We start from the raw sequence: 23999 nt of genomic DNA, 5'->3' as shown, positions 1-23999 counted from the left end.
TCTCTCTGCCTCGGAGACGTCGGCCGGACAGCCGACCTGCGTTGAACGTACTAATGGCCGCAATAACTGTCATTTCGGGCATGTCCAACGTGTGACGTCGGGGGACCGGACGGGTGCAAAAGCAGAACCCGCCGCATATCGGGGCAGAGAAGGGTGTCTGGTGCGTCGTCAGTGCGCCGCGCCCGGTCAACTGCGCGGAAGACCCTGCCTGATGCTGATCACCCGGTCTCCGAGCTGAAGGGCCGCCGCCTCCGGCGCGGTGTGGTCCAACACCTTCTTGCGCCGTACGACGGCGACGACGAGGTCGGAGCAGTCGCGAGGGGACCGGCCCACCTCGTCCTCGGTCACCGCACGTTCGACGAGATCGAGTCCGCTGCCGTGGGTCATCAGGTCCTCCAGGGTGTCGGCCACGTGCGGGCTGGCCACGGACATGCCGAGGAGACGGCCGGCCGAGCTGGAACTCGTGACGACGGTGTCCGCGCCGCTCTGCCTGATCAGGGGGACGTTCTCGTCCTCCCGGACCGCGACGACGAGAGCCGCCCGCTTGTTGAGCTGGCGCGCGGTGAGCGTGACCAGTGCCGCCGTGTCGTCGCGCTGCGGGGCGACGATGACGCGCGCGGCCGTCTGCAGCTCGGCCTTGCGAAGGGTGTCGGTGCGTGTCGCGTCGCCGAGCACGGCCACGAGCCCGTCGCTGCTGGCGGCCTCGACCGCCTTGCGCAGCGGATCGACGACGACGATGTGGTCCTTCGCCGTGCCCTGGCCCAGCAGCGACTCGACGGCGTGCCTGCCCTTGGTGCCGTATCCGACGACCACGACGTGATCCCGCATGCGCGAACGCCACCGGTGCACGCGCACCTGCTGGCGCGTGCGTTCCGTGAGGACCTCGAGCGTGGTGCCGACCAGGATGATCAGGAACAGCACGCGCAGCGGCGTGATGACGAGGATGTTGGTGAGCCGGGCGGCGTCGCTCACCGGGGTGATGTCGCCGTACCCGGTGGTCGAGAGGGTGACGGTCGCGTAGTACGCGGCGTCCAGGAGGTCGACGGCGCCGTCCGCGTTGTCGTTGTAGCCGTCACGGTCCACCCAGACGAGGAGCGTCGTCAGGGCCAGCACCAACAGAGCCATGGCCAGGCGCCGTAGGACCTGCTGGAGCGGTGGCAGCGTCCGCTCGACGGGCATGGTGATGGAGCGTCCGGCTTCGGCGTCCTCCAGGGCCTCGACCCGCGACCGGGACCAGAGGGACCGGAGGATCGAGAACTTCTCGGGTCGGGGGAGGGGCTGCTTCTCGTGGCTCATGGCTTGCCCCCTGCGGCGGTGATCCAGTCAGTCAGCACGGTGACCATGGTCCCGGACGAATGCCGCCCGGCACGCGGGCTCGCTGTCCTGCCGGCGGTGGCGCCGTACCCGTTGGCAGTAGCGTCGTCACCGTTGCCAGGTTCGTAGGGTGCACGCGGAAGACTGCTGGAGGGGGCGGCCTTGAGGGACCACACGGTTGTTGTCGGCTTCGGGACCAAGGGGCGGTCGGCGGTCCAGACCGTCTGCGCGACGGGACTGGGGAAGGGGCAGGTCGTGGTCGTCGACCCCAGCTCCGAGGCGGTCGCCGCGGCGACCGCCGCCGGCTACGCGGGGATCGTCGGGGACGCGACCCGCAGCGACGTACTGGTGCGGGCCGAGGTCCGCAAGGCGCGGCAGATCATCATCGCGACCCAGCGCGACGACACGGCCGTGCTGGTCACGCTGACCGCCCGGCAGCTCAACCGCCAGGCGAAGATCGTCGCGGCAGTGCGGGAGGAGGAGAACGCGCCGCTGCTGCGGCAGTCGGGCGCCGACGCCGTCATCACCAGCGCCAGCGCGGCGGGGCGCCTCCTCGGACTCTCCGTGCTCAGCCCCAGCGCGGGCCTGGTCATGGAGGACCTCATCCAGCAGGGCAGCGGACTCGACATCGTCGAACGTCCGGTCATAAGGGCCGAGGTGGGCCAGGGCGTCCGCGAGATCGAGGACCTGGTGGTGAGCGTCGTACGGGGGCACCGGGTGCTGGCATACGACGATCCGGCCGTGGGGACGCTCCAGCTGACCGACCGGCTCATCACGATCGTGCGGGCCGCCCCGCGTCCCCCGGTGGCGCCGGGCACCAGGCCCCCCGCGCAGGAGTAGCGTCGCCCTCATGTACGCGATCACGATTCCTGAACCTGGTGGACCAGAGGCGCTGGTGTGGGACGAGGTCCCGGACCCCGTGCCCGGCGAGGGCGAAGTTCTCGTCGAGGTGGTGGCGAGCGCGGTCAACCGTGCCGACCTGATGCAGCGGCAGGGCTTCTACGACCCGCCGCCCGGAGCGTCCCCCTACCCCGGTCTCGAATGCGCGGGACGCATCGTCGGGACCGGGCCCGGTGTCTCGGGGTGGGCCGTCGGCGACGAGGTGTGCGCGCTGCTCGCGGGCGGTGGCTACGCCCAGAAGGTGGTCGTCCCGGCCGGACAGCTGCTGCCCGTGCCCGAGGGCATGGACCTCGAACGGGCGGCGGCGCTGCCCGAGGTGGCCTGCACCGTCTGGTCGAACGTCTTCATGATCTCCCACCTGCGTCCGGGCGAGACCCTGCTCGTGCACGGCGGTTCCAGCGGCATCGGCACGATGGCGATCCAGCTCGCCAAGGCGGTGGGCGCCAAGGTCGCCGTCACGGCGGGCACCAAGGAGAAACTCGACTTCTGCGCCGAACTCGGCGCGGACGTCCTCATCAACTACCGCGAGCAGGACTTCGTCGAGGAGATCGAGCGGGCGACGGACGGCGCCGGCGCCGACGTCATCCTCGACAACATGGGCGCCAAGTACCTCGACCGCAACGTGCGGGCCCTCGCCGTCAACGGACGGCTCGCGATCATCGGCCTGCAGGGCGGCGCCAAGGGCGAGCTGAACATCGGCGCGCTCCTCGTCAAGCGGGCCGCCGTCAGCGCGACCTCACTGCGCGCCCGCCCGCTCGGCGAGAAGGCGGCGATCGTCGCGGCCGTACGTGAGCACGTGTGGCCGTTGATCGACTCCGGTCACGTGCGCCCGGTGGTCGACCGCGAGCTGCCGATGAGCGAGGCAGCGGCGGCACACCGGGTCCTGGAGGAGAGCGGGCACATCGGCAAGGTGCTGCTGCTCGCTCCCTAGTGTGGGCCCGGCCCGCCCGCCCGCCGGTGTTCCCGGGTGTCCTCCTCGGGGCCCGGCCGGGTGGCGCGGCCGGGCGGGTCGCTCAGCCGCGCCGCAGGCGCAGGGCGAGGAAGGCCATTCCCAGGCCCAGGCCGATGAGGATCAGGCCGCCGCCCAGGGGCAGGACCCGGAGCGCCGGCCGCGTCGACGCGGTGCCGGGGCCCACGACGTGCTGCTCGACGGGTACGGCGCCGTTCGGCGGCCCGGTGGCGCCGTCTCCCGTCCCGTCCAGACCGTCCCGCGAGGTACCGGACCCGGCGCTCTCGTCGACGGGGTCGCGGTCCGTGTACGTCGGCGCGGAGTCCTCGTCGTTCTCGCCCGCACCGTCGTTCCTCTCCTCGCGCCCCGGCCGGGCACGTCCCTGTCCCGCGTCGCTTCCCGCGCGGGAGTCCTCCGCGGCCGGGGTGGGTCCGGCGGCCTCGGGAACGGACGGCGCGTCGGCGGCGGCCGGTCCGACGGCCGAAAGGGCGGCCGGGACGGACGGCGAGCGGGCCGGAGGAGCGGACGGCGAGTGGTCCGACACGGCGGACGGCCGGCGAGACGGTGACGCGGACGGCCGGTGCGACGGTGACGTGGACGGCCGGTGCGGCGGCGGGGCGGCGGACGGCGAGTGGTCCGACACGGCGGACGGCCGGCGAGACGGTGACGCGGACGGCCGGCGGGAGGGCGAGGGCGGGGCCGAAGCGGACGGTGAGGCGCGCGGCGAGGTGGCCGGCGGTGCGGACGGCGGGGCGGAGGACGCCGCCGCACAGGTGGCGGCCCACGACGGGGACGCCAGGGCGGTCGCCAGAAGCAGCAGCAATATCGGCCCGCGGGGTGGACTGAGCCGTGGAGTCACGCCGGTGACCCCCTCCCGGTAGAGGAGTCCCATGATCAATGGGGCAAGCCTCACATGACGCCCTCTTCCCGGCATCCCGACGGTGACCGGCGGAGTGGATCACACTGTGCGGGGGGGCGCCACCGTGATGAGGTGGAGGGGTGCGAGACAATGGCGGCATGGAGATGCCGAGGAACGAACGGTCACCGGAGAACCCCCAGATCCTGGTCGTGGGCCAGGACGGAACGGCTCTCGGTGGCACCGGTGACGAGGACTCCCGCGAGGTCCCGGTGACAGAGATGGTCGAACAGCCAGCCAAGGTCATGCGCATCGGGAGCATGATCAAGCAACTTCTCGAAGAGGTGCGCGCCGCGCCCCTGGACGAGGCGAGCCGGGTCCGGCTCAAGGAGATCCACGCCAGCTCCGTGAAGGAGCTGGAGGACGGTCTGGCACCCGAACTGGTCGAGGAACTGGAGCGGCTCTCCCTGCCCTTCACCCACGACGCGACCCCCAGCGACGCCGAACTGCGGATCGCGCAGGCGCAGCTGGTCGGCTGGCTCGAGGGTCTCTTCCACGGAATCCAGACGACCCTGTTCGCGCAGCAGATGGCGGCCAGGGCACAGCTGGAGCAGATGCGCCGCGCCCTTCCGCCGGGCGTCGGCGGCGTGGAGGGCGACGAGGACCCGCGCACGGGCGGCCGCTCGGGCGGCCCGTACCTCTAGGACCGGCGGCACCGGGACCTGGGGGCCGGCGGGATCCACGGGGGACTTGTCCGGCGGGAGCGCGGGACCCGTAGGGCGAAGCCACCGCAGGACCCGTGGAGCGGCGGCACCGCGGGCGGGAAGCGGACGGCATCACGGACACCGAGCGGGCCCGGCACGAACGTGCCGGGCCCGCTCCTTCACGCTTCCGGTCGCCGGGTACCGGTCGTCACCGGCCCGTTCAGGACGGGTCGCCGGTCGAGACCTTCAGCTCGATGTCGGGCATGTCCTTCGGGTCGACGTCCGTTCCGGCGGTGGGGAACTGCTCCATCACCGTGCCCTCGCCGTACGTGTTCTCGTCGACGGAGGTCTGCTTCATCCGCCAGCCCGCGGCCTGGAAGCAGGACTTGACCGACTTGATGTACCGGTAGGTGAAGTCCGGGACCTGGATCTTGTCCGGGTCGTTGTACGACTCCTGCGGATCGGTGCACTTCTCCGTGTCGATCGTCTTCGACGTATCCGGACCCCGGTGGCTCGCCACCACGGACGGCGACGTGCTCGCGCCGCCGCCCTTGTCGTCGTTGCCGCCGCCGTTCATCGAGAGGGTGGCGATCAGACCGCCGATCGCGACGATCGCGACGATGATCGACCCGATGACGACGCCCTTGTTGCTCCTGCGGCCCCCCGGGGCGGGCGTCACGTGCTGGGGCGCGAGGTGGTACGGCGGCGGGGTCGGCACACCGTGCTGCTGCTGGGCGTACGGCGTGGTCTGCGGGGCCGGCTGGTAGCCGCCCTGCTGCGGATAGCCGTAGGCCGGGGAGGACGTGGGCGGCGGGGTCGGGGCGCCGTAGGGGTTCGGCTGGTACGGAGTCTGCACGGGACCCGGTGTCGGCATCGACTGGTCGACCGGCGGGAAGACGGCGGAGGCCACGCCGGCGCCGCTCGACGTCCTGGCGCCCGGCACGATGCTCGGCGGCGCGGCGTGGAGCGACTGGGCCACGCGCAGGCACTCGTCGCGCATCGTCTCGGCGCTCGGGAAACGCTCGTTCGGGTTCTTCTTCAGCGCGCGGGCGACCAGCGCGTCCACGGCCGGCGGCAGCGAGCGGTTGACCGAGGAGGGCGCGACCGGCTCCTCCTGGACGTGCGCGTACGCGATGGCCAGCGGCGAGTCCGCCTCGAACGGCAGCCGCCCGGTGACCAGTTGGAACAGCATGATGCCGACCGAGTACAGGTCCGACCTGGCGTCCACGCCCCGGCCGAGCGCCTGCTCGGGAGAGAGGTACTGCGGGGTGCCGACGACCATGCCGGTCTGTGTCATCGAGGTGACCCCGGACTGCATCGCGCGGGCGATGCCGAAGTCCATGACCTTGACGACGCCCCGCTTCGTCATCATCACGTTGCCCGGCTTGATGTCCCGGTGGACCAGCCCCATCTCGTGGCTGATCTCCAGGGCCGCCAGCACGTCCGCGGTGATCTTCAGGGCCTTGTCGGCGGGCATCGCGCCGTACTGCTGGATGTCCGCGTCGAGGACCGAGCCGAGCGGCTTGCCCTCGATGTACTCCATGACGATGTACGGCGTCGTCATGCCGTTGAGGTCGTCCTCGCCGGTGTCGAAGACCGAGACGATGTTCGTGTGCGTGAGCTTGGCCACCGACTGGGCCTCGCGGCGGAATCGCTCGCGGAAGGCCTGCTCACGGCCGAGCTCCGTGTGCAGCGTCTTGATCGCCACCTGGCGGTCGAGCACCGAGTCGTACGCGAGATGCACCGAGGCCATGCCGCCCTCGCCGAGCAGATCGCGCAGCTGGTAGCGGCCACCGGCGACCGCGCGCCCCGCGTACCGGCCCTGTGCGCCGTCCTGGCTCATTTTCTGCGTCCCCCATCGGCACGGCGGCAGCGTCGGCTGGTTGCTCCCGCGGTCCGTGATCGATTGACTGTGATCGAATCGATCGACTGTGATCGACCTGTGTTCCGGTGATCGATTGGCTGATTCCCGGCCAAGTCTGCCCGAGGGCGGTGACACGTCAAGCTCGGTGCCCGTTCCGTGACCGTACGCGAAAGAAGCGTCGCGGAAGCGTTACAGGTGCCGTACGGGCGGTACACAGGATTTGCGCGCGGGTACCCGGGGCGGGTTGGATGACCGGTCCATCTCGATTCCATCTCGGACCGGCACCCCGCGCCGAGCCTGTAGCGTGGCTCGACGGAGACCGTAACAACCACCGCGCAGACCGCGGGCAGAAACGACGGCGAGGACTGATGGCACAGCAGCAGCGCGCTCAGGGCCCGTCCGACCCCGAGGCGACTGGCGGCGGTATGTCAGATGCGCCGGAGATGTGGGGTAACGGCGGACTTGTGGGGGACGGCCGGTATCGGCTGACCCACAGACTAGGCCGGGGCGGCATGGCCGAGGTGTTCGCGGCCGAGGACGTGCGCCTCGGGCGCACCGTCGCGGTCAAACTGCTCCGCTCGGATCTGGCCGAGGACCCGGTGTCGAAGGCCCGCTTCACGCGTGAGGCGCAGTCGGTGGCCGGACTCAACCACCACGCCGTCGTCGCCGTGTACGACTCCGGCGAGGACGTGGTCGGGCACGGGGTCGTCCCGTACATCGTGATGGAGCTGGTCGAGGGCCGCACCATTCGTGACCTGCTCATCAACGCCGAGGCCCCGGGGCCCGAGCAGGCGCTGATCATCGTCTCGGGTGTGCTGGAGGCGCTGGCCTACTCGCACCAGCACGGCATCGTGCACCGTGACATCAAGCCGGCGAACGTGATCATCACGCAGACCGGTGCCGTGAAGGTGATGGACTTCGGCATCGCGCGCGCCCTGCACGGCGCGCAGTCGACGATGACCCAGACCGGCATGGTCATGGGCACGCCGCAGTACCTCTCCCCGGAGCAGGCGCTCGGCAAGGCCGTCGACCACCGCTCCGACCTGTACGCGACGGGCTGTCTGCTCTACGAACTTCTCGCGCTGCGGCCCCCGTTCACCGGCGAGACGCCGTTGTCGGTGGTCTACCAGCACGTCCAGGACATCCCGGTGCCCCCGTCCGAGGTCGCGGCGGCGGCGCCGCCGGAGCTCGACGGGCTGGTCATGCGCTCGCTCGCGAAGGAGCCGGACGACCGGTTCCAGACGGCCGAGGAGATGCGCGGGCTCGTCCAGTACGGCCTGCAGATGCTCTACGACCAGGGCGGACACACCGGCACCTGGAACACCGGACCGGTCACGGTGCACGAGGGGCTGCACACCCCGGCGGCGGGCTTCGCGGGCACGACCGCGCTGCCGCACCCGGGTGAGTCCGGCACCACGCAGATCCCGGCGCCGATCATCCCGCCGTACGGCGGCGGGGACGACGGCGGCTTCGAGGGGCGTGGCAACGGGGGCAGCGGCCGCGGCAAGCTGTGGATCCTCGCGGTGCTCGCGGTGATCGCGATCGCGGCGGGGGTCGCGCTCGCGCTCAACACCACCAAGGGCGGCGGCACCGGCGGCACCGGTACGACCCGGTCGCCCGCGGTCACGCAGTCCGACAAGGGTGACAAGCCCAGCGAGACCCCGAGCGACGACTCCACGGACACCTCGACGGACAGTTCCACGGACAACGGCACCGGCTCGGACTCCGGTTCGGACTACACGCCGTCGTACACCCCGTCCGAGAGCTACAGCAGCCGGCCTTCGGACGAGCCGTCCGACGAGCCCTCGGACACCCCGACGAAGTCGACGCCCTCGCAGCCGTCGGACGAGCCGAGCACCGATGCGCCGGTGTCCCCGGACCCGACCGGGGACGGCGGTGGCGGAGACTCCGAGGGCAACACCGCGAATCCTTGAGGGGATCCGCCCGAGACGCCCTCCACACGCGCGTGAGGCCCGGAAACGGGCCGCCACGCGCGTGTGGCGTTTCCGGGCCGTCGGAGCGGCCTTACGGGGGGCCTGGGCGCCTCCTGGGCTCTCCGCCCGGCGAACGGGGCCCGGCGGTCCCCTGAGGCTCCCCGCAGGCGCCGCCGGTCGCCGGTCAGCCCGTGAACGCCTCGCAGACCGCGTCGTACTTCCGCGTCCACCACACCGCCAGCGCCGACGCCGCCGGGAACTGGGGGTCGGCACGGGTGTCGCCGCGCTCGTAGTGCCAGCGCAGCATCCAGAAGTCGTTGAGGCGTTCCCACCACACGCGGTGCACGGCGGCCGCCAGCTCGGCGGGCCCCGCGCCCGCCGCACGCCGGTACGCGCGCGCGTAGGCCCGTACCTTCGCCAGGTCGAGCGCGCCGACGGGCCGCACGAAGAAGATCATCGCGGCGCGTACGGCCTCCTCGGCGCGGGGGTGGACGCCCAGCCGGTCCCAGTCGACGATCGCCGCCGGTTCGCCGTCGCGGTAGAGCAGGTTGAACGGGTGGAAGTCGCCGTGCACCCAGCCCACCGAGCCGCCCTGCGGAGGCCGCCGGTCGGCGTGTTTCTCCAGCAGGGCGCGCCGTTCCAGGAGCCGGTGCCGGGCCAGTTCGTCGAAGGCGTCGGGCGGGCGGTGGCTGCGCACCCTGGCGAGCAGGCGGTCGATGAGCGCGAAGGTGTCGGCTGGGTCGGCCCCCCGGGCCGGGTCGGTGCCCTCACCGGTGCGGGCCTCGGTGTCCCCGCCGGGACCGGAGCCCTCCGGGCCGTGGGGCGCCGCCGGGGCGCTGTCCCGCGCCCCCTGACCGCTGTCCGGCGTTCTCCCGTTCGCCTCGGCCGGCTCGTGCGTCCCGGCGGTCCCGCCGGCCTCGTCACCCGTCGCGTGCGGCGTACCCGGCCCCTCCGGTACCCGGCCGGGCCCGGCGGTGGGCGGTTTCGGGGAGGAGCGTCCCTGGGTCGCCATCACCCGCTCCATCACCCGCTCCAGACTCGCGTGGACGACCCCGAGGAGGGCTCCCAGCCGGGCGCACTGCGCGGTGGTGAGCTGACCGCCGTGGCGGTGCCTGCCGTCGATCCAGGGGTGCAGGGCGTACGCGTGGCCCCCGACGACGGCGACCGTGCGCCCGTCGGTGCCGGCCAGCGGCGGGGCGACGGGAACGCCGAGATCCGCGAGACGCTGGGTCGCCCGGTGCTGGCGGGCGATCGCGGCGGGATCGGCCGTCTCGGGGTCGAAATGGTGCTTGAGGAAGTAGCGGCCGTGTGTGGTGCGCAGCCGGTAGCCGCGGTTGAGCAGCCCCTGTTCGACGGGGTCGCAGGTCAGCGCGGACCCGGCTGCGTACTGGCGGAGGAGGGCGCCCAGAGGGGGCGCGTGAATCACAGGAATGGGTACGGATGAGCGCGGCACGCGCCAGATGCTAGGGCACCGTACAGGCCCCTGACCTGCGTTTGTCACACACAGTCATGTTTGATCACGAGATGGTCACAGGATGTGCTGGAACTGCCGTTCCAGGCCATCGTCCGTGGAGTGCACGGTGCAGAACTGGGGCGTGAGGCCCAGATAGACCGGGTCGAAGCGTTCACCGTCCACGAGTCGCGGGGCGGGTCCGAAACGCTCCCGCTCCGCCGCGGTCGGCTCGACCGCCTCGCACCGGCCCACGATCTGCACGGACCACAGACTCTCGCCGGGCCGCGCGGACCCCAGGTTGTCGGTGCCGTACGCGATGACGCCGCCGACGCACGCCTGGTGGCTTCCGCAGCCCCGGTGCATGCGCAGCAGGACCCGCCCCTCCACCACGATGTGGCGGGCCGCCGCGAGCAGCGGCAGGGCGTGCCGGCTGGCGGCCACCCGGCCGTGATCGGTGCGGCGCATCAGGTCCACGGCGAGCTCTTCGTCGGTGGGCATCCTCCCAATCTTCGGCAACCGGTGAGCCCGGACAAGAGCCGCCCGTCCCGGAGGGAAGAGCCGTAGGTCCCGAAGGGGATCGGGGGTCCCTCAGCGGCGTTGCCGCTCCGCCTGGAGGCGCGCCACGTAAGCGGCCGCCTGGGAACGCCGCTCCATGCCCAGCTTGGACAGCAGGCTCGACACGTAGTTCTTGATCGTCTTCTCGGCGAGGTGCAGCCGCTCGCCTATCACGCGATTGGTCAGTCCCTCGCCGATCAGGTCGAGGATCCTGCGCTCCTGTTCGGTGAGGTGGGCCAGCCGGTCGTCACCGCGCGGGCCGCCGTCGCGCAGCCGCTCCAGGACCCGGGCCGTGGCCTCCGGGTCGAGCAGGGACTTCCCGGCCGCGACGTCGCGCACGGCCGCCAGCAGTTCCCCGCCGCGGATCGCCTTCAGCACATAGCCCGACGCACCCGCCATGATCGCTTCGAAAAGCGCCTCGTCGTCGGCGTAGGAGGTCAGCATCAGGCACTTGACGGCCTCGTCGGCGGACCGGATCTCACGGCAGACCTCCACGCCGCTGCCGTCCGGGAGCCGTACGTCGAGCACCGCGACGTCCGGACGCGTGACGGGAATCCGTATCAGCGCGTCGGCCGCCGTCCCGGCCTCGCCGACCACCTCGATGCCGTCCTCGGCGGAGAGCAACTCGTGCACCCCGCGTCGCACCACCTCGTGGTCATCGACGAGAAATACGGTAATTTTTCCGTTTTCGGGCACAAAGTAAGTGTCACACACCACCCTCGGCCCTGTGGAGGTCCACTCTTCCCGTGCCCGGGGTGGCCGGGATAACGTGCCGGTGTTCCGGCCCCCTGCAAGGCTGCGACCAGTGCTGTGACCAGCAACTGTTCCCGACCCGCGCGAACTACTTGGAAATCCGACTAAAAAGTACTTGGAAATCCAAGCAAAAACGCAGGTCAGGAGGGGTTTCACAGAAATGTGGAGCACTGGGTAACGTGACCGATGCAGGGCGCTCGCCGGGGCACCTGTCACGCCTGTTCCGGCCGAGTGGCACCCACCCCGTGCACGGGTACTGGAACGGCGAGCCGCTCCCTCGAGCTCTCGACGAGCAAGAGGGAACCCAGCCACCCGGCAACCCCGGGGGCCGGACCGACGGAGGAGCACACGTGACCGTGGAGAGCACTGCCGCGCGCAAGCCGCGACGCAGCGCCGGTACGACCGCTGCGAAAAGCGGCGCCAGTACGGCCGGTTCAAAGACCGCCGCGAGCAGGACCGCAGCCGGCAAGGGCACCGGCGCGGCCGGCAAGAAGTCACCGGGTACTTCGGGCGCGGACCCCGAACTCGTCCAGCTGCTGACGCCGGAGGGCGAGCGGGTCGCGGACGCCACGTACGACCCGTACGTCGCCGACATCACCCCGGAGGAGCTGCGCGGCCTGTACCGGGACATGGTGCTGAGCCGCCGGTTCGACGCCGAGGCCACTTCTCTGCAGCGTCAGGGCGAGCTGGGCCTGTGGGCCTCGATGCTCGGCCAGGAGGCCGCCCAGATCGGTTCGGGCCGCGCCACCCGTGACGACGACTACGTCTTCCCGACCTACCGCGAGCACGGCGTCGCCTGGTGCCGCGGGGTCGACCCGACCAACCTGCTCGGCATGTTCAGGGGTGTGAACAACGGCGGCTGGGACCCGAACAGCAACAACTTCCACCTCTACACGATCGTCATCGGCTCGCAGACGCTGCACGCCACCGGCTACGCCATGGGCATCGCCAAGGACGGCGCGGACTCGGCCGTGATCGCGTACTTCGGGGACGGCGCCTCCAGCCAGGGCGACGTGGCCGAATCGTTCACCTTCTCCGCGGTCTACAACGCGCCCGTCGTGTTCTTCTGCCAGAACAACCAGTGGGCGATCTCCGAGCCCACCGAGAAGCAGACCCGCGTCCCGCTCTACCAGCGCGCGCAGGGCTACGGCTTCCCGGGCGTCCGGGTCGACGGCAACGACGTCCTGGCCTGCCTGGCCGTGACCAAGTGGGCCCTGGAGCGGGCCCGCCGCGGCGAGGGGCCCACCCTCGTCGAGGCCTACACGTACCGGATGGGCGCGCACACCACCTCCGACGACCCGACGAAGTACCGGGCGGACGAGGAGCGCGAGTCCTGGGAGGCGAAGGACCCGATCCTGCGCCTGCGCGCGTATCTGGAGGCCGCAAACCACGCGGACGAGGGATTCTTCGCGGAACTCGAGGCCGAGAGCGAGACGTTGGGCAAACGAGTACGCGAAGTCGTCCGGGCCATGCCGGACCCCGACCACCTCGCGATCTTCGAGAACGTGTACGCGGACGGGCACGCGCTCGTCGACGAGGAGCGGGCCCAGTTCGCCGCCTACCAGGCGTCGTTCGCGGATGAAGGGGAGGGCAAGTAGCGATGGCTGCGGAAAAGATGGCGCTGGCCAAGGCGATCAACGAGTCGCTGCGCACGGCCCTCGACACCGACCCCAAGGTCCTGATCATGGGCGAGGACGTCGGCAAGCTCGGCGGTGTCTTCCGGGTCACGGACGGCCTGCAGAAGGACTTCGGTGAGGACCGGGTCATCGACACCCCGCTCGCCGAGTCGGGCATCGTCGGCACGGCGATCGGCCTCGCCCTGCGGGGTTACCGCCCGGTCGTGGAGATCCAGTTCGACGGATTCGTCTTCCCGGCGTACGACCAGATCGTCACGCAGCTCGCGAAGATGCACGCGCGGGCGCTCGGCAAGATCAAGCTCCCCGTCGTCATCCGCATCCCCTACGGCGGCGGCATCGGCGCCGTGGAGCACCACTCCGAGTCCCCCGAGGCGCTCTTCGCGCACGTCGCGGGCCTCAAAGTGGTCTCCCCGTCGAACGCGAGCGACGCCTACTGGATGATGCAGCAGGCCATCCAGAGCGACGACCCGGTGATCTTCTTCGAGCCCAAGCGGCGCTACTGGGACAAGAGCGAGGTCAACACCGACGCGATCCCCGGTCCGCTGCACAAGGCGGTCGTGGCCCGCGAGGGCAGCGACCTGACGCTCGCCGCGTACGGCCCGATGGTGAAGGTCTGCCTGGAGGCCGCGGCGGCCGCCCAGGAGGAGGGCAAGTCGATCGAGGTCCTGGACCTGCGCTCGATGTCGCCCATCGACTTCGACTCCGTGCAGGCCTCGGTGGAGAAGACCCGCCACCTGGTCGTGGTGCACGAGGCCCCGGTGTTCCTGGGCACGGGCGCGGAGATCGCCGCCCGCATCACGGAGCGGTGCTTCTACCACCTGGAGGCACCCGTGCTGCGGGTCGGGGGCTACCACGCCCCCTATCCGCCGGCGCGCCTGGAGGACGAGTACCTTCCGGGCCTGGACCGGGTGCTCGACGCCGTCGACCGCTCGCTGGCGTACTGAGGAGAGGGTCGTGACGACGATGACTGAGAACGCGTCGGGGCTCCGCGAGTTCAAGATGCCCGACGTGGGCGAGGGACTCACCGAGGCGGAGATCCTCAAGTGGTACGTCCAGCCCGGTGACACCGTCACCGACGGCCAGGTCGTGTGCGAGGTAGAGACCGCCAAGGCCGCGGTCGAGCTGCCGATCCCGTACGACGGCGTGGTGCGCGAACTCCGTTTCCCCGAGGGGACGACGGTGGACGTGGGCCAGGTGATCATCGCGGTGGACGTGTCCGGAGGAGCGGCTCCCGGCGGGACGGCGCCCGTGGTGGCCCCGGCCGCCGAGCCCGTCCCCGCGAGCCCGCCGCCCCCGGCGGTTCCCGCCGACGGGGAGCCCAAGCCCGAGGGCCGCAAGCCGGTCCTCGTCGGGTACGGGGTGGCCGAGTCCTCCACCAAGCGACGCCCCCGCAAGGGCGCCGAGGTTCCCCCGCAGCAGTCCGGGGTGTTCCACGCGGCCACCGCGATCCAGGGCGAGCTCAACGGACACGGCAGGCCGCGCCCGCTGGCGAAGCCCCCGGTCCGCAAGCTCGCCAAGGACCTCGGGGTCGACCTGACGGCGATCACCCCCTCGGGCCCGGACGGCGTCATCACGCGCGAGGACGTCCACGCGGCGGTCGCGCCCGCACCGGTGCCGGCCCCGCAGGCGTCCGTCGAGGAGACCGCGTCGGTCGCCCGCGTCCAGGCGCCCGCCCCGGTCGCCACGTACGACGCGGCGCGGGAGACCCGTGTCCCGGTGAAGGGCGTCCGCAAGGCCACCGCCACCGCGATGGTCGGCTCGGCGTTCACCGCTCCGCACGTCACCGAGTTCGTGACGGTCGACGTGACGCGCACGATGAGGCTCGTCGAGGAGCTCAAGCAGGACAAGGATCTCGCGGGCCTGCGCGTGAACCCGCTGCTGCTCATCGCCAAGGCGCTGCTGGTGGCGATCAAGCGCAACCCGGACGTCAACGCGTCCTGGGACGAGGCGGCCCAGGAGATCGTCCTCAAGCACTACGTGAACCTGGGCATCGCCGCCGCCACGCCCCGTGGCCTGCTCGTCCCGAACATCAAGGACGCGCACAGCAAGACGCTCCCCCAGCTCGCCGAGTCCCTGGGCGAGCTGGTGGCGACGGCCCGCGAGGGCAAGACCTCGCCGGCCGCGATGCAGGGCGGCACGGTGACGATCACCAACGTCGGCGTCTTCGGCGTCGACACCGGCACGCCGATCCTCAATCCCGGCGAGTCGGCGATCCTCGCGATCGGCGCGATCAAGCTCCAGCCCTGGGTCCACAAGGGCAAGGTGAAACCGCGTCAGGTGACGACGCTCGCCCTCTCCTTCGACCACCGTCTGGTGGACGGGGAGTTGGGGTCCAAGGTGCTGGCGGACGTGGCGGCGATCCTGGAACAGCCGAAGAAACTGATCACCTGGGCGTGAGAACCCCGTCGATCGGATAGATTCGACCCGGAGGGGTCGGCCGCAAATTGTACTTGCGACCGGCCCCTTCGCCTTGGGCCAGGTCAGGGACGGTTGAGCACGTAGACGGGCGCCCCGTCCTCGGTGCCGCCCCGGGAGTGGATGCAGGCGTGCTTGCGCAGCATGCGCAGACAGTCGTTGACACGCTGCACGGAGAGTCCCGTACGGGCCGCGATGGAGTCCAGCGGCTGACGCAGTTCGCCCTCCTCGACCAGGACCGGCACGATCACCACCGCCACCGCCCACACATCGGACGTCACGCTCAGCCGCTGCCGCCAGTCGGCCAGTACGGACTCGGCGGTCGGCTGCGTGGAGAACGCGGCGGTGGGCGCCGGACGGTCGAGCGTCAGGACGTCGAGCCGGTTCGCGATGCGTTCCATGGCCTGGGCGATGGCCTGTTGCGTGACGAGCGTCGCGCGCTGCATCTCGACCATGGTCCGTTGCAGGGTGAGCGACTCCTGCTGGACGAGCGCGTGCTGCTCGTCCGCCCGCAGGTTGAGCTCCTCCAGCCGGACGATGGCCTCGGCGACCTGTTCGGGCATGGCGTAGGCGATGGGGGCGCCCGGCTCGGCGGGCTGCACCTCGGCCTCTTCGAGAGAGTAGGAACCCTCCCGCTGGACGGTCTCGATGACCTCGGCGACCCACTGCTTGAAGGGGGCGCAGGCGGGCTTGGTGCAGGCGTTGACGAGAAGGATCAGACCCTGGAGGTCGATCAGTTGCAAGTCTCGGCGCCAGGTCCTACCTGCGGGAATGCTGAGACCGTGACCTCCAGTCACTGTCTCGAGATTGTCTCGGTGCTCCTCGGGGACGTGATCGAGAAGTGCCTTCCGGGGCGTGATGTACCCCAACTCCGTGCAGACGTCCACGGACGGGAACCAGTGGTTCCCGTCCGGCATGGTCAGCCTTCGGATCCGGTCGCCGGTCGCCGCGAACACGAAGTCGCTGATGTCGATCGCCTCGTGCTGATCGGCCGAACTGGGCCGCTTGCTGGGTTCGTTCATGTGAACCACCTCCGTCGCGGAACGTAGAACGGAGGAAATCGAATATGCCAGCCGGGTACCAGGATGTTCATGATTGCGAGGGAAAGATCATCGAATGGGCCGCGCGGGATGATCGGGACGTGTACGACGGCGGGCGACGAGCGCGGGCCGGGCCGGCGAACGGCGCCGGACGAGCCGGCTGGAGCGGCCGCGCGCCGGCCCCTCGCGCTCGGTGCGACGAGGGGAGCCGGGACGGCGAAGGGGCCTGCCGCGTGTCGCGCGGCAGGCCCCTTTCCCTCAGGCCGGGAACTCATCGCCCCCACATCGGGGAACTACTTGGCGAAGGCGTAGCTCATCAGCTTCTTCGCGTCCGACTCACGGGCCGGGATGGACGTCGAGGCGAGGACCGTGCCGATGACCGTCTTGCCGTTGCGGGTGGCGGCGAAGACGAGGCAGTACTTGGCCTCGGGGCCGGAGCCCGTCTTCACGCCGATGGTGCCGCTGTAGCTGCTCAGCAGACCGTTGGTGTTGGTCCACGCGGCCATGGTGCGGGTGCCGCCGGTCTTCGTCTTGGTCTTCGCCGTGTACGACTTCGTCTTCACGACCGACTTGAACGTGGCGCTCTTCATCGCGCTGCTGGCGATCTTCGTCAGGTCGCGCGGCGTCGAGTAGTTGTTGCCGTTGCCGATGCCGTCGAACGAGTCGAAGTGCGTGTGCGCCAGGTGGAGGCTCTGCGCCGCGGTGTTCATCTTGCCGATGAAGGACTTCACGCGGGCGGCGCGGGTCGTGCCCGAGCCGAACTTGTCGGCGAGCGCGTACGCGGCGTCGCAGCCCGACGGCAGCATCAGCCCGTAGAGGAGCTGGCGGACGGTGACCTTGTCACCGACGATGAGGTGCGCCTGGGAGGCGTTGTTGGCGACCACGTAGTCGCTGTACGCCTTCTGGATGGTGACGGTGGCGTCCAGGTTCAGGTTCGACTGGGCCAGTACGACCTTGGCCGTCATGATCTTGGTGGTGGAGCCGGTGGAAAGCGGAGTGTCCGCGGCCTTGGTGTAGAGGGTCGCGGCCGTGCCGTTGTTCATCACGTAGCCGCCCTTGGCGGCGATCGTGGGCGTGGCCACGGCACCCGCGGGTGCCGCGCCGAAGGCTCCGACGGCCAGAACGGCGCCGGTCGTGACGGTCACAGCGGCGGCCCTGCGGAAACGCGTGCCCTTAATGCCGGTAATCAAAATAAACGCTCCGAATGCGCGAAATGCCCCTGGGAGAACGGCACATGGCAGTGCCGTCTCACGTACGGACTCCCCACGCGCCCAAAGGGATGCACGGAAAAGAGAACTGAATGATGTGACGTGGGTTACGCCGGGAGCCCCAAGGTGAACGCGCGAGAGGCCTTCGAGTCGCGCCGGTCCGCATCCTGGACGAGCCACGGCGATGCGTGCGTGTTGTATCTATGATGTGCGCATGCCTGCCGCCCCACCCGTCCCCGCCCCGCCCGCCGTCCCTCCGGTGAAACAGCCGCCCGCCGCCGACCGCGTCTACGCCCACGTCAAGCAGGGTGTCCTGGAACGCCGTTACGAAGGGGGGACGCTGCTCACCGAGGGCGAACTCGCCGACTCGGTGGGGGTGTCCCGGACACCGGTGCGCGAGGCGCTGCTCCGGCTCGAGGCCGAGGGCCTGATCAGGCTCTACCCGAAGAAGGGCGCGCTCGTCCTGCCCGTCTCCGCGCAGGAGATCGCGGACGTGGTCGAGACCCGCCAGCTCGTCGAGGAGCACGCGGTCCGCAAGGCCGTACCGGCCGCCCCGCGGCTCATCGCGCGGCTGGAGGAACTCCTCGCCCAGCAGAAGGAACAGGCCGCGGCCGGCGATCTGGCGGGCGCCGCCGTCACCGACCGCTGCTTCCACGCGGAGATCGTCCGCAGCGGCGCCAACGAGATCCTCTCCCGCCTCTACGACCAGCTCCGCGACCGTCAGTTGAGGATGGGAGTGGCCGTCATGCACGCGCACCCCGACCGGATCACCAAGACGCTCACCGAGCACGAACAGATCCTCGAAGCCCTGCGCTCCGGCGACGCGGAGGCGGCTGTCGACATCGTCCACCGTCACGTCAGCTGGTTCTCGAACCTGGCGCGGGGAGAGGTGCGATGAGCTCCCACTCGGCCGTGTCGCTGCCGGGTGATCCGCCCGGCGGGCGCCGCGCCGTCGGTGTCTGGGGCGTCGGCGTCGCCGTCTACTTCGTCGCGGTCATCTTCCGTACGTCCCTCGGGGTGGCCGGACTCGACGCCGCGGACCGTTTCCATGTGAACGCCTCAGCCCTCTCCACCTTCTCGATCCTCCAGCTCCTCGTCTACGCGGGCATGCAGATACCGGTCGGGCTGCTCGTCGACCGGCTCGGCACCAAGCGGGTGCTGACCTTCGGCGTCCTGCTGTTCACGGCGGGACAACTCGGCTTCGCGTTCTCGGACTCGTACGGGATGGCGCTGGCCTCGCGGGCGCTGCTCGGCTGCGGGGACGCGATGACGTTCATCAGCGTGCTGCGGCTGGGCACCCGCTGGTTCCCGGCCCGGCGCGGACCGCTCGTCGCCCAGCTCGCGGGGCTCGTCGGCATGGCGGGCAACCTCGTGTCGACCCTCGTGATCGCGCGGCTGCTGCACGGGGTCGGGTGGACGGCGGCGTTCGCGGGCAGCGCGTTCGCGGGCGTGGTCGTCCTCGTCCTGCTGCTCCTCTTCCTGAAGGACCACCCCGAGGGCCACGAACCGGAGCCGTTCCCGCACCGGGGGGCCGCCTTCGTGCGCCGGCAGATCCTGGCGTCCTGGCGCGAGCCCGGCACCCGGCTCGGGATGTGGGTGCACTTCACGACGCAGTTCCCGGCGATGGTCTTCCTCCTGCTGTGGGGCATGCCGTTCCTGGTCGAGGCGCAGGGGCTGTCGCGGGCGACGGCCGGTGAACTGCTCACCCTCGTCGTCCTGTCCAACATGTTCGTCGGGCTCGTGTACGGGCAGATCGTCGCCCGGCACCACGCGGCGCGGCTGCCGTTGGCGCTCGGGACGGTGTCGGCGACCGCCGTGGCATGGGCGAGCGCGGTGGCCTACCCCGGGCAGCACGCGCCGATGTGGCTGCTGCTGACGCTGTGCACCGTGCTGGGGGCCTGCGGTCCGGCTTCCATGATCGGTTTCGACTTCGCACGGCCCGCGAATCCGCCCGAGCGGCAGGGAACCGCGTCCGGGATCACCAACATGGGTGGTTTCGTCGCCTCCATGACGACGCTGTTCGCGATCGGTGTGCTGCTGGACTCGACCGGGGACAACTACCGGATCGCGTTCTCCGCGGTGTTCGTCCTTCAGGCGGTCGGGCTGAGCCAGATCTTCCGGCTGCGCAAGGAGGCGGCGCGCAGGGAGCGGGAGCGGTTGGTCGCGAGCCGGGTGGAGACGGTGCACGTACCGGCGTAGTCACCGCCGGGGGCCTCCTCCGCTGTCCCGGTCTGTCGGGGGCCCCGGTTCCTCCGGGGCCCCGCCCCTCGTTACGGCGTGACCGTGAAGTTGCGGAGGATCGCCGTGGTCAGGTCCGGGTCGCCCTCGGTCTTGATGCGGTCGGAGACGGATTCGGGGGTCACGCGCCCGCAGGCCAGCCGGAAGAAGGTCTCCCAGTCGAGGGTGAGGGTGGCCGCCGGGCCGAGTGAGGGGGCACCGTCTATCGAGCCGCGCCCCTCGGCGTCGACGCGCACCGTGCGCAGGAACTCCATGGGGCCGTGGACATCGAAGACGACCGCCGAATGCGCGGGCGCCCCCGCGTCCTTGGCCACCACCTTCGGCAGCGCCGCGAGCAGCTGGTCGCGGACGATCTGCGCGCCCGGGGAGTCGAGGTTGCCCGGCCGGCCGAGGGTGGTCCGGAGGTCCTGCTCGTGCAACCACACGTCGAACGCCCGGTTCAGCATGGCGTGTTCGAGGGTCACCTCGGTGCCGAGCGGGCCGCGGACCTTGGCGTCCGGCTGCCGCGTCTCGTTGCGCAGCTGACGGTTGCGGCGGATGATCGTGTACTCCAGCTCGGAGGTCATCTCGGGCGCCGTGTGGTGGCGGCGCACATCGACCTGCATCTCCATGTAGCGCTGGTGCTCGTTCGTGACGTGGAACAGGTCCCGGGGAAGCGTGTGGATCGGCCGCGGGTCGCCCAGCATCTCGCAGTCGAGCCCGATCACGTGCGACACCAGATCCCGTACCGACCAGCCGGGGCAGGGCGTGCGCCGGTTCCATTCGCCCTCCACCAGCGGCGACACCAACTCGGATATCGCATCGACGGAGTGGGCCCAGGCGTCGGCGTAGGACTGAAGGCTCGGATGCAGACTCACGGAACGGGACCCCTCGGGCGGTCGGTACGCGGGCAGTGGGTGTCTTGGAACGCTAAGTTACGCTGCTGTGAGGCACCCCGGCAGTGCTTTCGTGTGACGATCGTAGGCCCGTATGGACGGCTCGAATGCCAGGACGGTGGTAGTGTGCGCGCCTCTCTGCTCCAGATCGACGTAAAAGCTGCTGAATCGGTCGATTCGCGTCGGCATCGTGTGGCCGCTCTGGTACGAGAACAAGCCGGAGTGGATCTGGTGGTGCTGCCCGAGCTGTGGACCACGGGCGCGTTCGCCTACGAGTCCTTCGCCAAGGAGGCGGAGACCCTCCAGGGGCCGACCGCCGAGGCCATGGCGAAGGCGGCGAGCGACGCGGGCGTATGGCTGCACGCGGGATCCGTCCCGGAACACGCCCCGGACGGGACGGTCTACAACACCTCCCTCGTCTTCTCGCCCTCCGGCGACCTCGCCGCCGTCTACCGCAAGATCCACCGCTTCGGCTTCGACAAGGGTGAGGCCGTGCTGATGGGCGCGGGGGGCGAGCTGGTGACGGTCCGCCTTCCGGGGACCACCGTCGGCGTAGCCACGTGCTACGACCTCCGCTTCCCCGAGCTCTTCCGCGGGCTCGTCGACGCGGGCGCCGAGACCTTCGTCGTCCCCGCCGGCTGGCCCGAGCGCCGCCGCGCCCACTGGACCCTGCTCGCCCGGGCCCGGGCGGTCGAGAACCAGGCGTTCGTACTCGCCTGTGGAACGGCCGGCACCCACGCGGACGTTCCCCAGGCCGGTCACTCGATCGTGGTCGACCCCTGGGGCGAGGTCCTCGCGGAGGCCGGCCCCGGCGAGGAGGTCCTCACGGTCGAGTTCGACCCGGGGAAGGTGGCGACGACGAGGGAACAGTTCCCGGTACTCAAGGACCGCGCGCTGGGCCGCACACCGCCCCGCGGCTGACACGCGGGACCGGTGCGCGTCGCTGCCGCGCGCGACTGGCGTACGCCGTTGACGCACGCGACCGAGGCGCACGGCCGACCTGCGGAACCGGCACGCTACCGGCACACGCAACCGGCGCGCGCCGCTGACGGATGTGACCGGCGCACACCGCTTGAAGCCATGTGACTGGACCCGCGCCGTCGACGCGTGCGACGGAACCGCACCACCGACCCGTGCGACCGGCCCGGCGAACGCGGCCGACGCGTATCGCGCTGCACGGGGCCGCACTGAACCGGCAAAACCGGCACGGCGCCGCACGGCGCCGCACCGCGCCGGTTCAGTCCGTGCCGTGCTCCTTCTCCGCCAGGTGGATCACGCAGACCGCCACCGCGATGAGCAGCGCGGTGTCCGCGTCGTCCCGGACGACGTCGACGCCGTACGTCTCCCGCACCCGCAGCCACCGGCGCGAGATCTGCGCGAGCAGTTCCCCGTCGTAGTCGACCCCGAACTCCCGGTCCAGGATCTTCCCGCTGACGTCGAGTTCCGTACCGTCCACCAGGGCCACCCGGTAGTGGTTGCGCAGCAGGGACAGCCGCTTGCGCCGGATGGTGGCCAGCGTCTCGCCGTCCCGCTCGATGACCATCGTGTCCCGCAGGGCGAACATCTTCTGGTGGATGTCGATGAGGACGCGCCCGCGCGCGTCCTTCAGCTCGAACGTGTCCCGCAGCCGCATCGCCTTGCCGTCGACGAGGAACACCTTGTTGCCGTGCTCGTCCTCGATCCAGTAGTCGTCACCGAAGCCGAGGAGCCGGTCGCGCACGAGGAATCTCATACCGTCACGGCTTCCCCCGTGGCCGGTCCGAAACGCCGTCTGTAGGCCGATGGGCTGAGTCCGGTCTCCCGCCGCAGCCGTGTCCTGAGGTTGGCGGCGGTGCCGAGGCCGCTGTGCCGCGCGACGACCTCGATCCGGTGTTCGCCCCGCTCGATGAGGCGGCACGCCAGTGCCACCCGCTCCCCGGTCAGCCACGCCAACGGGGTGGTCCCGAGCTGGGCACGGAAGCGCCGGTGCAGGGTGGCCGGGCTGAGCGCCGCGTGCGCCGCGAGCGCGGCCACCGTGAGGGGTTCCCCGAGCCGTTCCCGCGCCCAGGCCAGCAAGGGTGCGAGGGATTCGTCCGGTAGGTCGGGTACGGGGCGCTCGACGAACTGCCGCTGCCCGCCGTCGCGGTGCGCGGCGAAGACCAGCCGCCGGCTGACGGCGTTGGCGATCTCGGCGCCGTGGTCGCGCCGTACGACGTGCAGCCCGAGGTCGAGCGCCGACGCGCTGCCGGACGCGGTGAGGATGTCGCCGTCGTCCACGAACAGCACGTCCGGCTCCAGCCGCACCTCCGGGAACCGTTCCCGGAACGACGGCGCCCACATCCAGTGACAGGCCGCCCGCCGCCCCTCCAGCAGCCCGGCCTCCGCGAGTGTGAATGCGCCGGAGCAGAATCCGATCAGCCGCGCGCCCCGCGCGTGCGCCCGGCGTATGGCGTCCAGGACCTCGGGTGAACGCGGCGCGTCGGTGTCGGGCCGGTTCGGCACGATCAGTGTGTCGGCGTCCTCGGCCGCCTCCAGCCCGGCGACGTCGGCGAGCGTGAAGAACCCGTCCCGCATCCGGGTGCGCTCGGTGGCCGCGCACAGCCGGAAGTCGTACAGCTCCCGCGCCAGCTCGGGCCTGCGCAGCCCGAAGACCTCGATGGCGCAGCTCATCTCGAACGGGTTGGAGTTCTCGTCGACGATCAGGACGACCCGGTGCGCGGCGGTCCCGGGACCGTTCGCGGGACCGGTCCGGGGAGGGGCCTCGGCGGCGGCTGCGGGAACGCCCTCGCCCGCGGCCCCGGGAGCGGTGCCGACCGCGCCTCCGGGACCGTTCCCGGGGGAGCCTTCGAGGACGGGGTGCGAGGATCCTTGCGGCATGTGCGATTTCTAGCACTCGTGGACCCGCGGGACCAGGCCGAGGATGGCGGTATGGCCGACGAACCCGTATCCCTGAGCGCCGCCCTCGCTTCCTTCTCCGACCTGTGGAGCCCCCGTATCGTCACCGCCGTCAACGACTACGACGTGCGCGTGGCCAAGGTCGAGGGCGAGCACGTCTGGCACGTGCACGACCACACGGACGAGTTCTTCCTGGTCCTGGAGGGCGAGCTGACCATCGCCCTGCGGGAGCCGGCGGGCGAGCGGACCGTGGTCCTTCCCAGGGGCTCCGTCTTCACCGTCCCGCGCGGCACCGAACACAGACCGAGCGCTCCGACCGGCGCCGCGATCCTGATGTTCGAGCCCACGGGCACGCTCACCGTCGGCGACCACCACGGCGAGATCCCGGACCACGTGGACGCCACCGCGGGGCATGCCCTGAGCTGAGCGC

The 23999-nt window shown here is 70.9% G+C and carries 22 protein-coding genes and 1 pseudogene; 12 read left to right on the top strand and 11 right to left on the bottom strand.

Annotated elements, in window-relative coordinates:
• Positions 1–186 precede the first annotated feature (186 nt).
• Complete coding sequence (locus tag GFH48_RS19890) at positions 187–1296, bottom strand: potassium channel family protein (RefSeq protein WP_153289549.1); 1110 nt, start codon at positions 1294–1296, stop codon at positions 187–189.
• 174 nt (positions 1297–1470) lie between these two features.
• Between GFH48_RS19890 and GFH48_RS19885 the strand changes: the two are divergent.
• Positions 1471–2154, top strand: a pseudogene (locus tag GFH48_RS19885) (potassium channel family protein); the annotation flags it as partial.
• Between the two features lie 10 nt (positions 2155–2164).
• A complete protein-coding gene (locus tag GFH48_RS19880; protein ID WP_153289548.1) occupies positions 2165–3145 on the top strand; it encodes an NAD(P)H-quinone oxidoreductase in 981 nt (326 codons plus the stop codon).
• 82 nt (positions 3146–3227) lie between these two features.
• Here the strand turns inward: GFH48_RS19880 and GFH48_RS19875 are convergent, their stop codons facing one another.
• Complete coding sequence (locus GFH48_RS19875; protein WP_153289547.1) at positions 3228–3707, bottom strand: hypothetical protein; 480 nt, start codon at positions 3705–3707, stop codon at positions 3228–3230.
• Between the two features lie 49 nt (positions 3708–3756).
• Between GFH48_RS19875 and GFH48_RS19870 the strand changes: the two genes are divergently transcribed.
• Together GFH48_RS19870 and GFH48_RS19865 are read left to right on the top strand one after the other, a co-directional pair.
• On the top strand, positions 3757–4044 hold the full coding sequence (locus tag GFH48_RS19870; RefSeq protein ID WP_153289546.1) for a BatC protein: 288 nt from the start codon (positions 3757–3759) through the stop codon (positions 4042–4044).
• A 136-nt stretch (positions 4045–4180) separates the two neighbouring features.
• On the top strand, positions 4181–4723 hold the full coding sequence (locus GFH48_RS19865; RefSeq protein WP_153289545.1) for a bacterial proteasome activator family protein: 543 nt from the start codon (positions 4181–4183) through the stop codon (positions 4721–4723).
• A gap of 220 nt (positions 4724–4943) precedes the next feature.
• On the opposite strand, the gene GFH48_RS19860 is transcribed toward GFH48_RS19865, so the two are convergent.
• Entirely contained in the window at positions 4944–6566 is a 1623-nt protein-coding gene (locus GFH48_RS19860; protein WP_153289544.1) for a protein kinase domain-containing protein, read from the bottom strand.
• Positions 6567–6955: 389 nt separating this feature from the next.
• Here GFH48_RS19860 and GFH48_RS19855 point away from each other — a divergent pair, with 389 nt between their 5' ends.
• A complete protein-coding gene (locus tag GFH48_RS19855; RefSeq protein WP_153289543.1) occupies positions 6956–8521 on the top strand; it encodes a protein kinase domain-containing protein in 1566 nt (521 codons plus the stop codon).
• A gap of 184 nt (positions 8522–8705) precedes the next feature.
• Here GFH48_RS19855 and GFH48_RS19850 read toward each other — a convergent pair whose 3' ends face one another.
• The 3 genes from GFH48_RS19850 to GFH48_RS19840 form a co-directional block, all read right to left on the bottom strand.
• Entirely contained in the window at positions 8706–9974 is a 1269-nt protein-coding gene (locus tag GFH48_RS19850; protein WP_153289542.1) for a phosphotransferase, read from the bottom strand.
• 75 nt (positions 9975–10049) lie between these two features.
• Positions 10050–10472, bottom strand: coding sequence for a pyridoxamine 5'-phosphate oxidase family protein (locus GFH48_RS19845; protein WP_153289541.1), 423 nt, complete (start codon positions 10470–10472; stop codon positions 10050–10052).
• A 90-nt stretch (positions 10473–10562) separates the two neighbouring features.
• Positions 10563–11225 (bottom strand): response regulator, encoded by a 663-nt coding sequence (locus GFH48_RS19840; RefSeq protein ID WP_153289540.1) that lies wholly within the window; start codon positions 11223–11225, stop codon positions 10563–10565.
• Positions 11226–11632: 407 nt separating this feature from the next.
• Between GFH48_RS19840 and pdhA the strand changes: the two genes are divergently transcribed.
• The 3 genes from pdhA to GFH48_RS19825 are packed head-to-tail and all read left to right on the top strand — an operon-like array spanning position 11633 to position 15316.
• A complete protein-coding gene (gene pdhA / locus GFH48_RS19835) occupies positions 11633–12880 on the top strand; it encodes a pyruvate dehydrogenase (acetyl-transferring) E1 component subunit alpha (protein WP_153289539.1) in 1248 nt (415 codons plus the stop codon).
• 2 nt (positions 12881–12882) lie between these two features.
• The gene (locus GFH48_RS19830; RefSeq protein ID WP_153289538.1) at positions 12883–13863 is read left to right on the top strand and encodes an alpha-ketoacid dehydrogenase subunit beta; all 981 of its coding nucleotides are present in this window, start codon (positions 12883–12885) and stop codon (positions 13861–13863) included.
• Between the two features lie 10 nt (positions 13864–13873).
• Positions 13874–15316 carry a dihydrolipoamide acetyltransferase family protein gene (locus GFH48_RS19825; protein ID WP_153289537.1) on the top strand — a complete coding sequence of 481 codons (1443 nt, stop codon included), beginning with the start codon at positions 13874–13876 and terminating at the stop codon, positions 15314–15316.
• A gap of 83 nt (positions 15317–15399) precedes the next feature.
• Here the strand turns inward: GFH48_RS19825 and GFH48_RS19820 are convergent, their stop codons facing one another.
• Together GFH48_RS19820 and GFH48_RS19815 are read right to left on the bottom strand one after the other, a co-directional pair.
• Positions 15400–16356, bottom strand: a complete 957-nt coding sequence (locus GFH48_RS19820) for a BRO-N domain-containing protein (protein ID WP_153289536.1) — start codon at positions 16354–16356, stop codon at positions 15400–15402.
• Positions 16357–16667: 311 nt separating this feature from the next.
• A complete protein-coding gene (locus GFH48_RS19815; protein ID WP_153289535.1) occupies positions 16668–17564 on the bottom strand; it encodes a D-alanyl-D-alanine carboxypeptidase family protein in 897 nt (298 codons plus the stop codon).
• A gap of 232 nt (positions 17565–17796) precedes the next feature.
• Here GFH48_RS19815 and GFH48_RS19810 point away from each other — a divergent pair, with 232 nt between their 5' ends.
• Positions 17797–18480, top strand: coding sequence for a GntR family transcriptional regulator (locus GFH48_RS19810; RefSeq protein ID WP_153289534.1), 684 nt, complete (start codon positions 17797–17799; stop codon positions 18478–18480).
• Positions 18477–19781: an MFS transporter gene (locus GFH48_RS19805; protein WP_153289533.1), complete on the top strand. Its 1305-nt coding sequence runs from the start codon at positions 18477–18479 to the stop codon at positions 19779–19781. Before GFH48_RS19810 ends, GFH48_RS19805 begins: the two co-directional genes overlap by 4 nt.
• 71 nt (positions 19782–19852) lie before the next feature.
• Here GFH48_RS19805 and GFH48_RS19800 read toward each other — a convergent pair whose 3' ends face one another.
• On the bottom strand, positions 19853–20677 hold the full coding sequence (locus GFH48_RS19800) for a maleylpyruvate isomerase family mycothiol-dependent enzyme (RefSeq protein WP_153289532.1): 825 nt from the start codon (positions 20675–20677) through the stop codon (positions 19853–19855).
• A gap of 144 nt (positions 20678–20821) precedes the next feature.
• Between GFH48_RS19800 and GFH48_RS19795 the strand changes: the two genes are divergently transcribed.
• Positions 20822–21616 (top strand): carbon-nitrogen family hydrolase, encoded by a 795-nt coding sequence (locus GFH48_RS19795; protein WP_153289531.1) that lies wholly within the window; start codon positions 20822–20824, stop codon positions 21614–21616.
• Positions 21617–21932: 316 nt separating this feature from the next.
• On the opposite strand, the gene GFH48_RS19790 is transcribed toward GFH48_RS19795, so the two are convergent.
• The gene (locus tag GFH48_RS19790; RefSeq protein WP_153289530.1) at positions 21933–22427 is read right to left on the bottom strand and encodes an LURP-one-related/scramblase family protein; all 495 of its coding nucleotides are present in this window, start codon (positions 22425–22427) and stop codon (positions 21933–21935) included.
• A complete protein-coding gene (locus tag GFH48_RS19785; protein ID WP_153289529.1) occupies positions 22424–23551 on the bottom strand; it encodes a GlxA family transcriptional regulator in 1128 nt (375 codons plus the stop codon). Before GFH48_RS19785 ends, GFH48_RS19790 begins: the two co-directional genes overlap by 4 nt.
• 51 nt (positions 23552–23602) lie before the next feature.
• Here GFH48_RS19785 and GFH48_RS19780 point away from each other — a divergent pair, with 51 nt between their 5' ends.
• Positions 23603–23995 (top strand): cupin domain-containing protein, encoded by a 393-nt coding sequence (locus GFH48_RS19780; RefSeq protein ID WP_153289528.1) that lies wholly within the window; start codon positions 23603–23605, stop codon positions 23993–23995.
• Positions 23996–23999: the final 4 nt, after the last annotated feature.

Source organism: Streptomyces fagopyri (assembly GCF_009498275.1).
Taxonomy (GTDB): domain Bacteria; phylum Actinomycetota; class Actinomycetes; order Streptomycetales; family Streptomycetaceae; genus Streptomyces; species Streptomyces fagopyri.
This window is presented reverse-complemented; position numbering and strand designations above follow the sequence as displayed.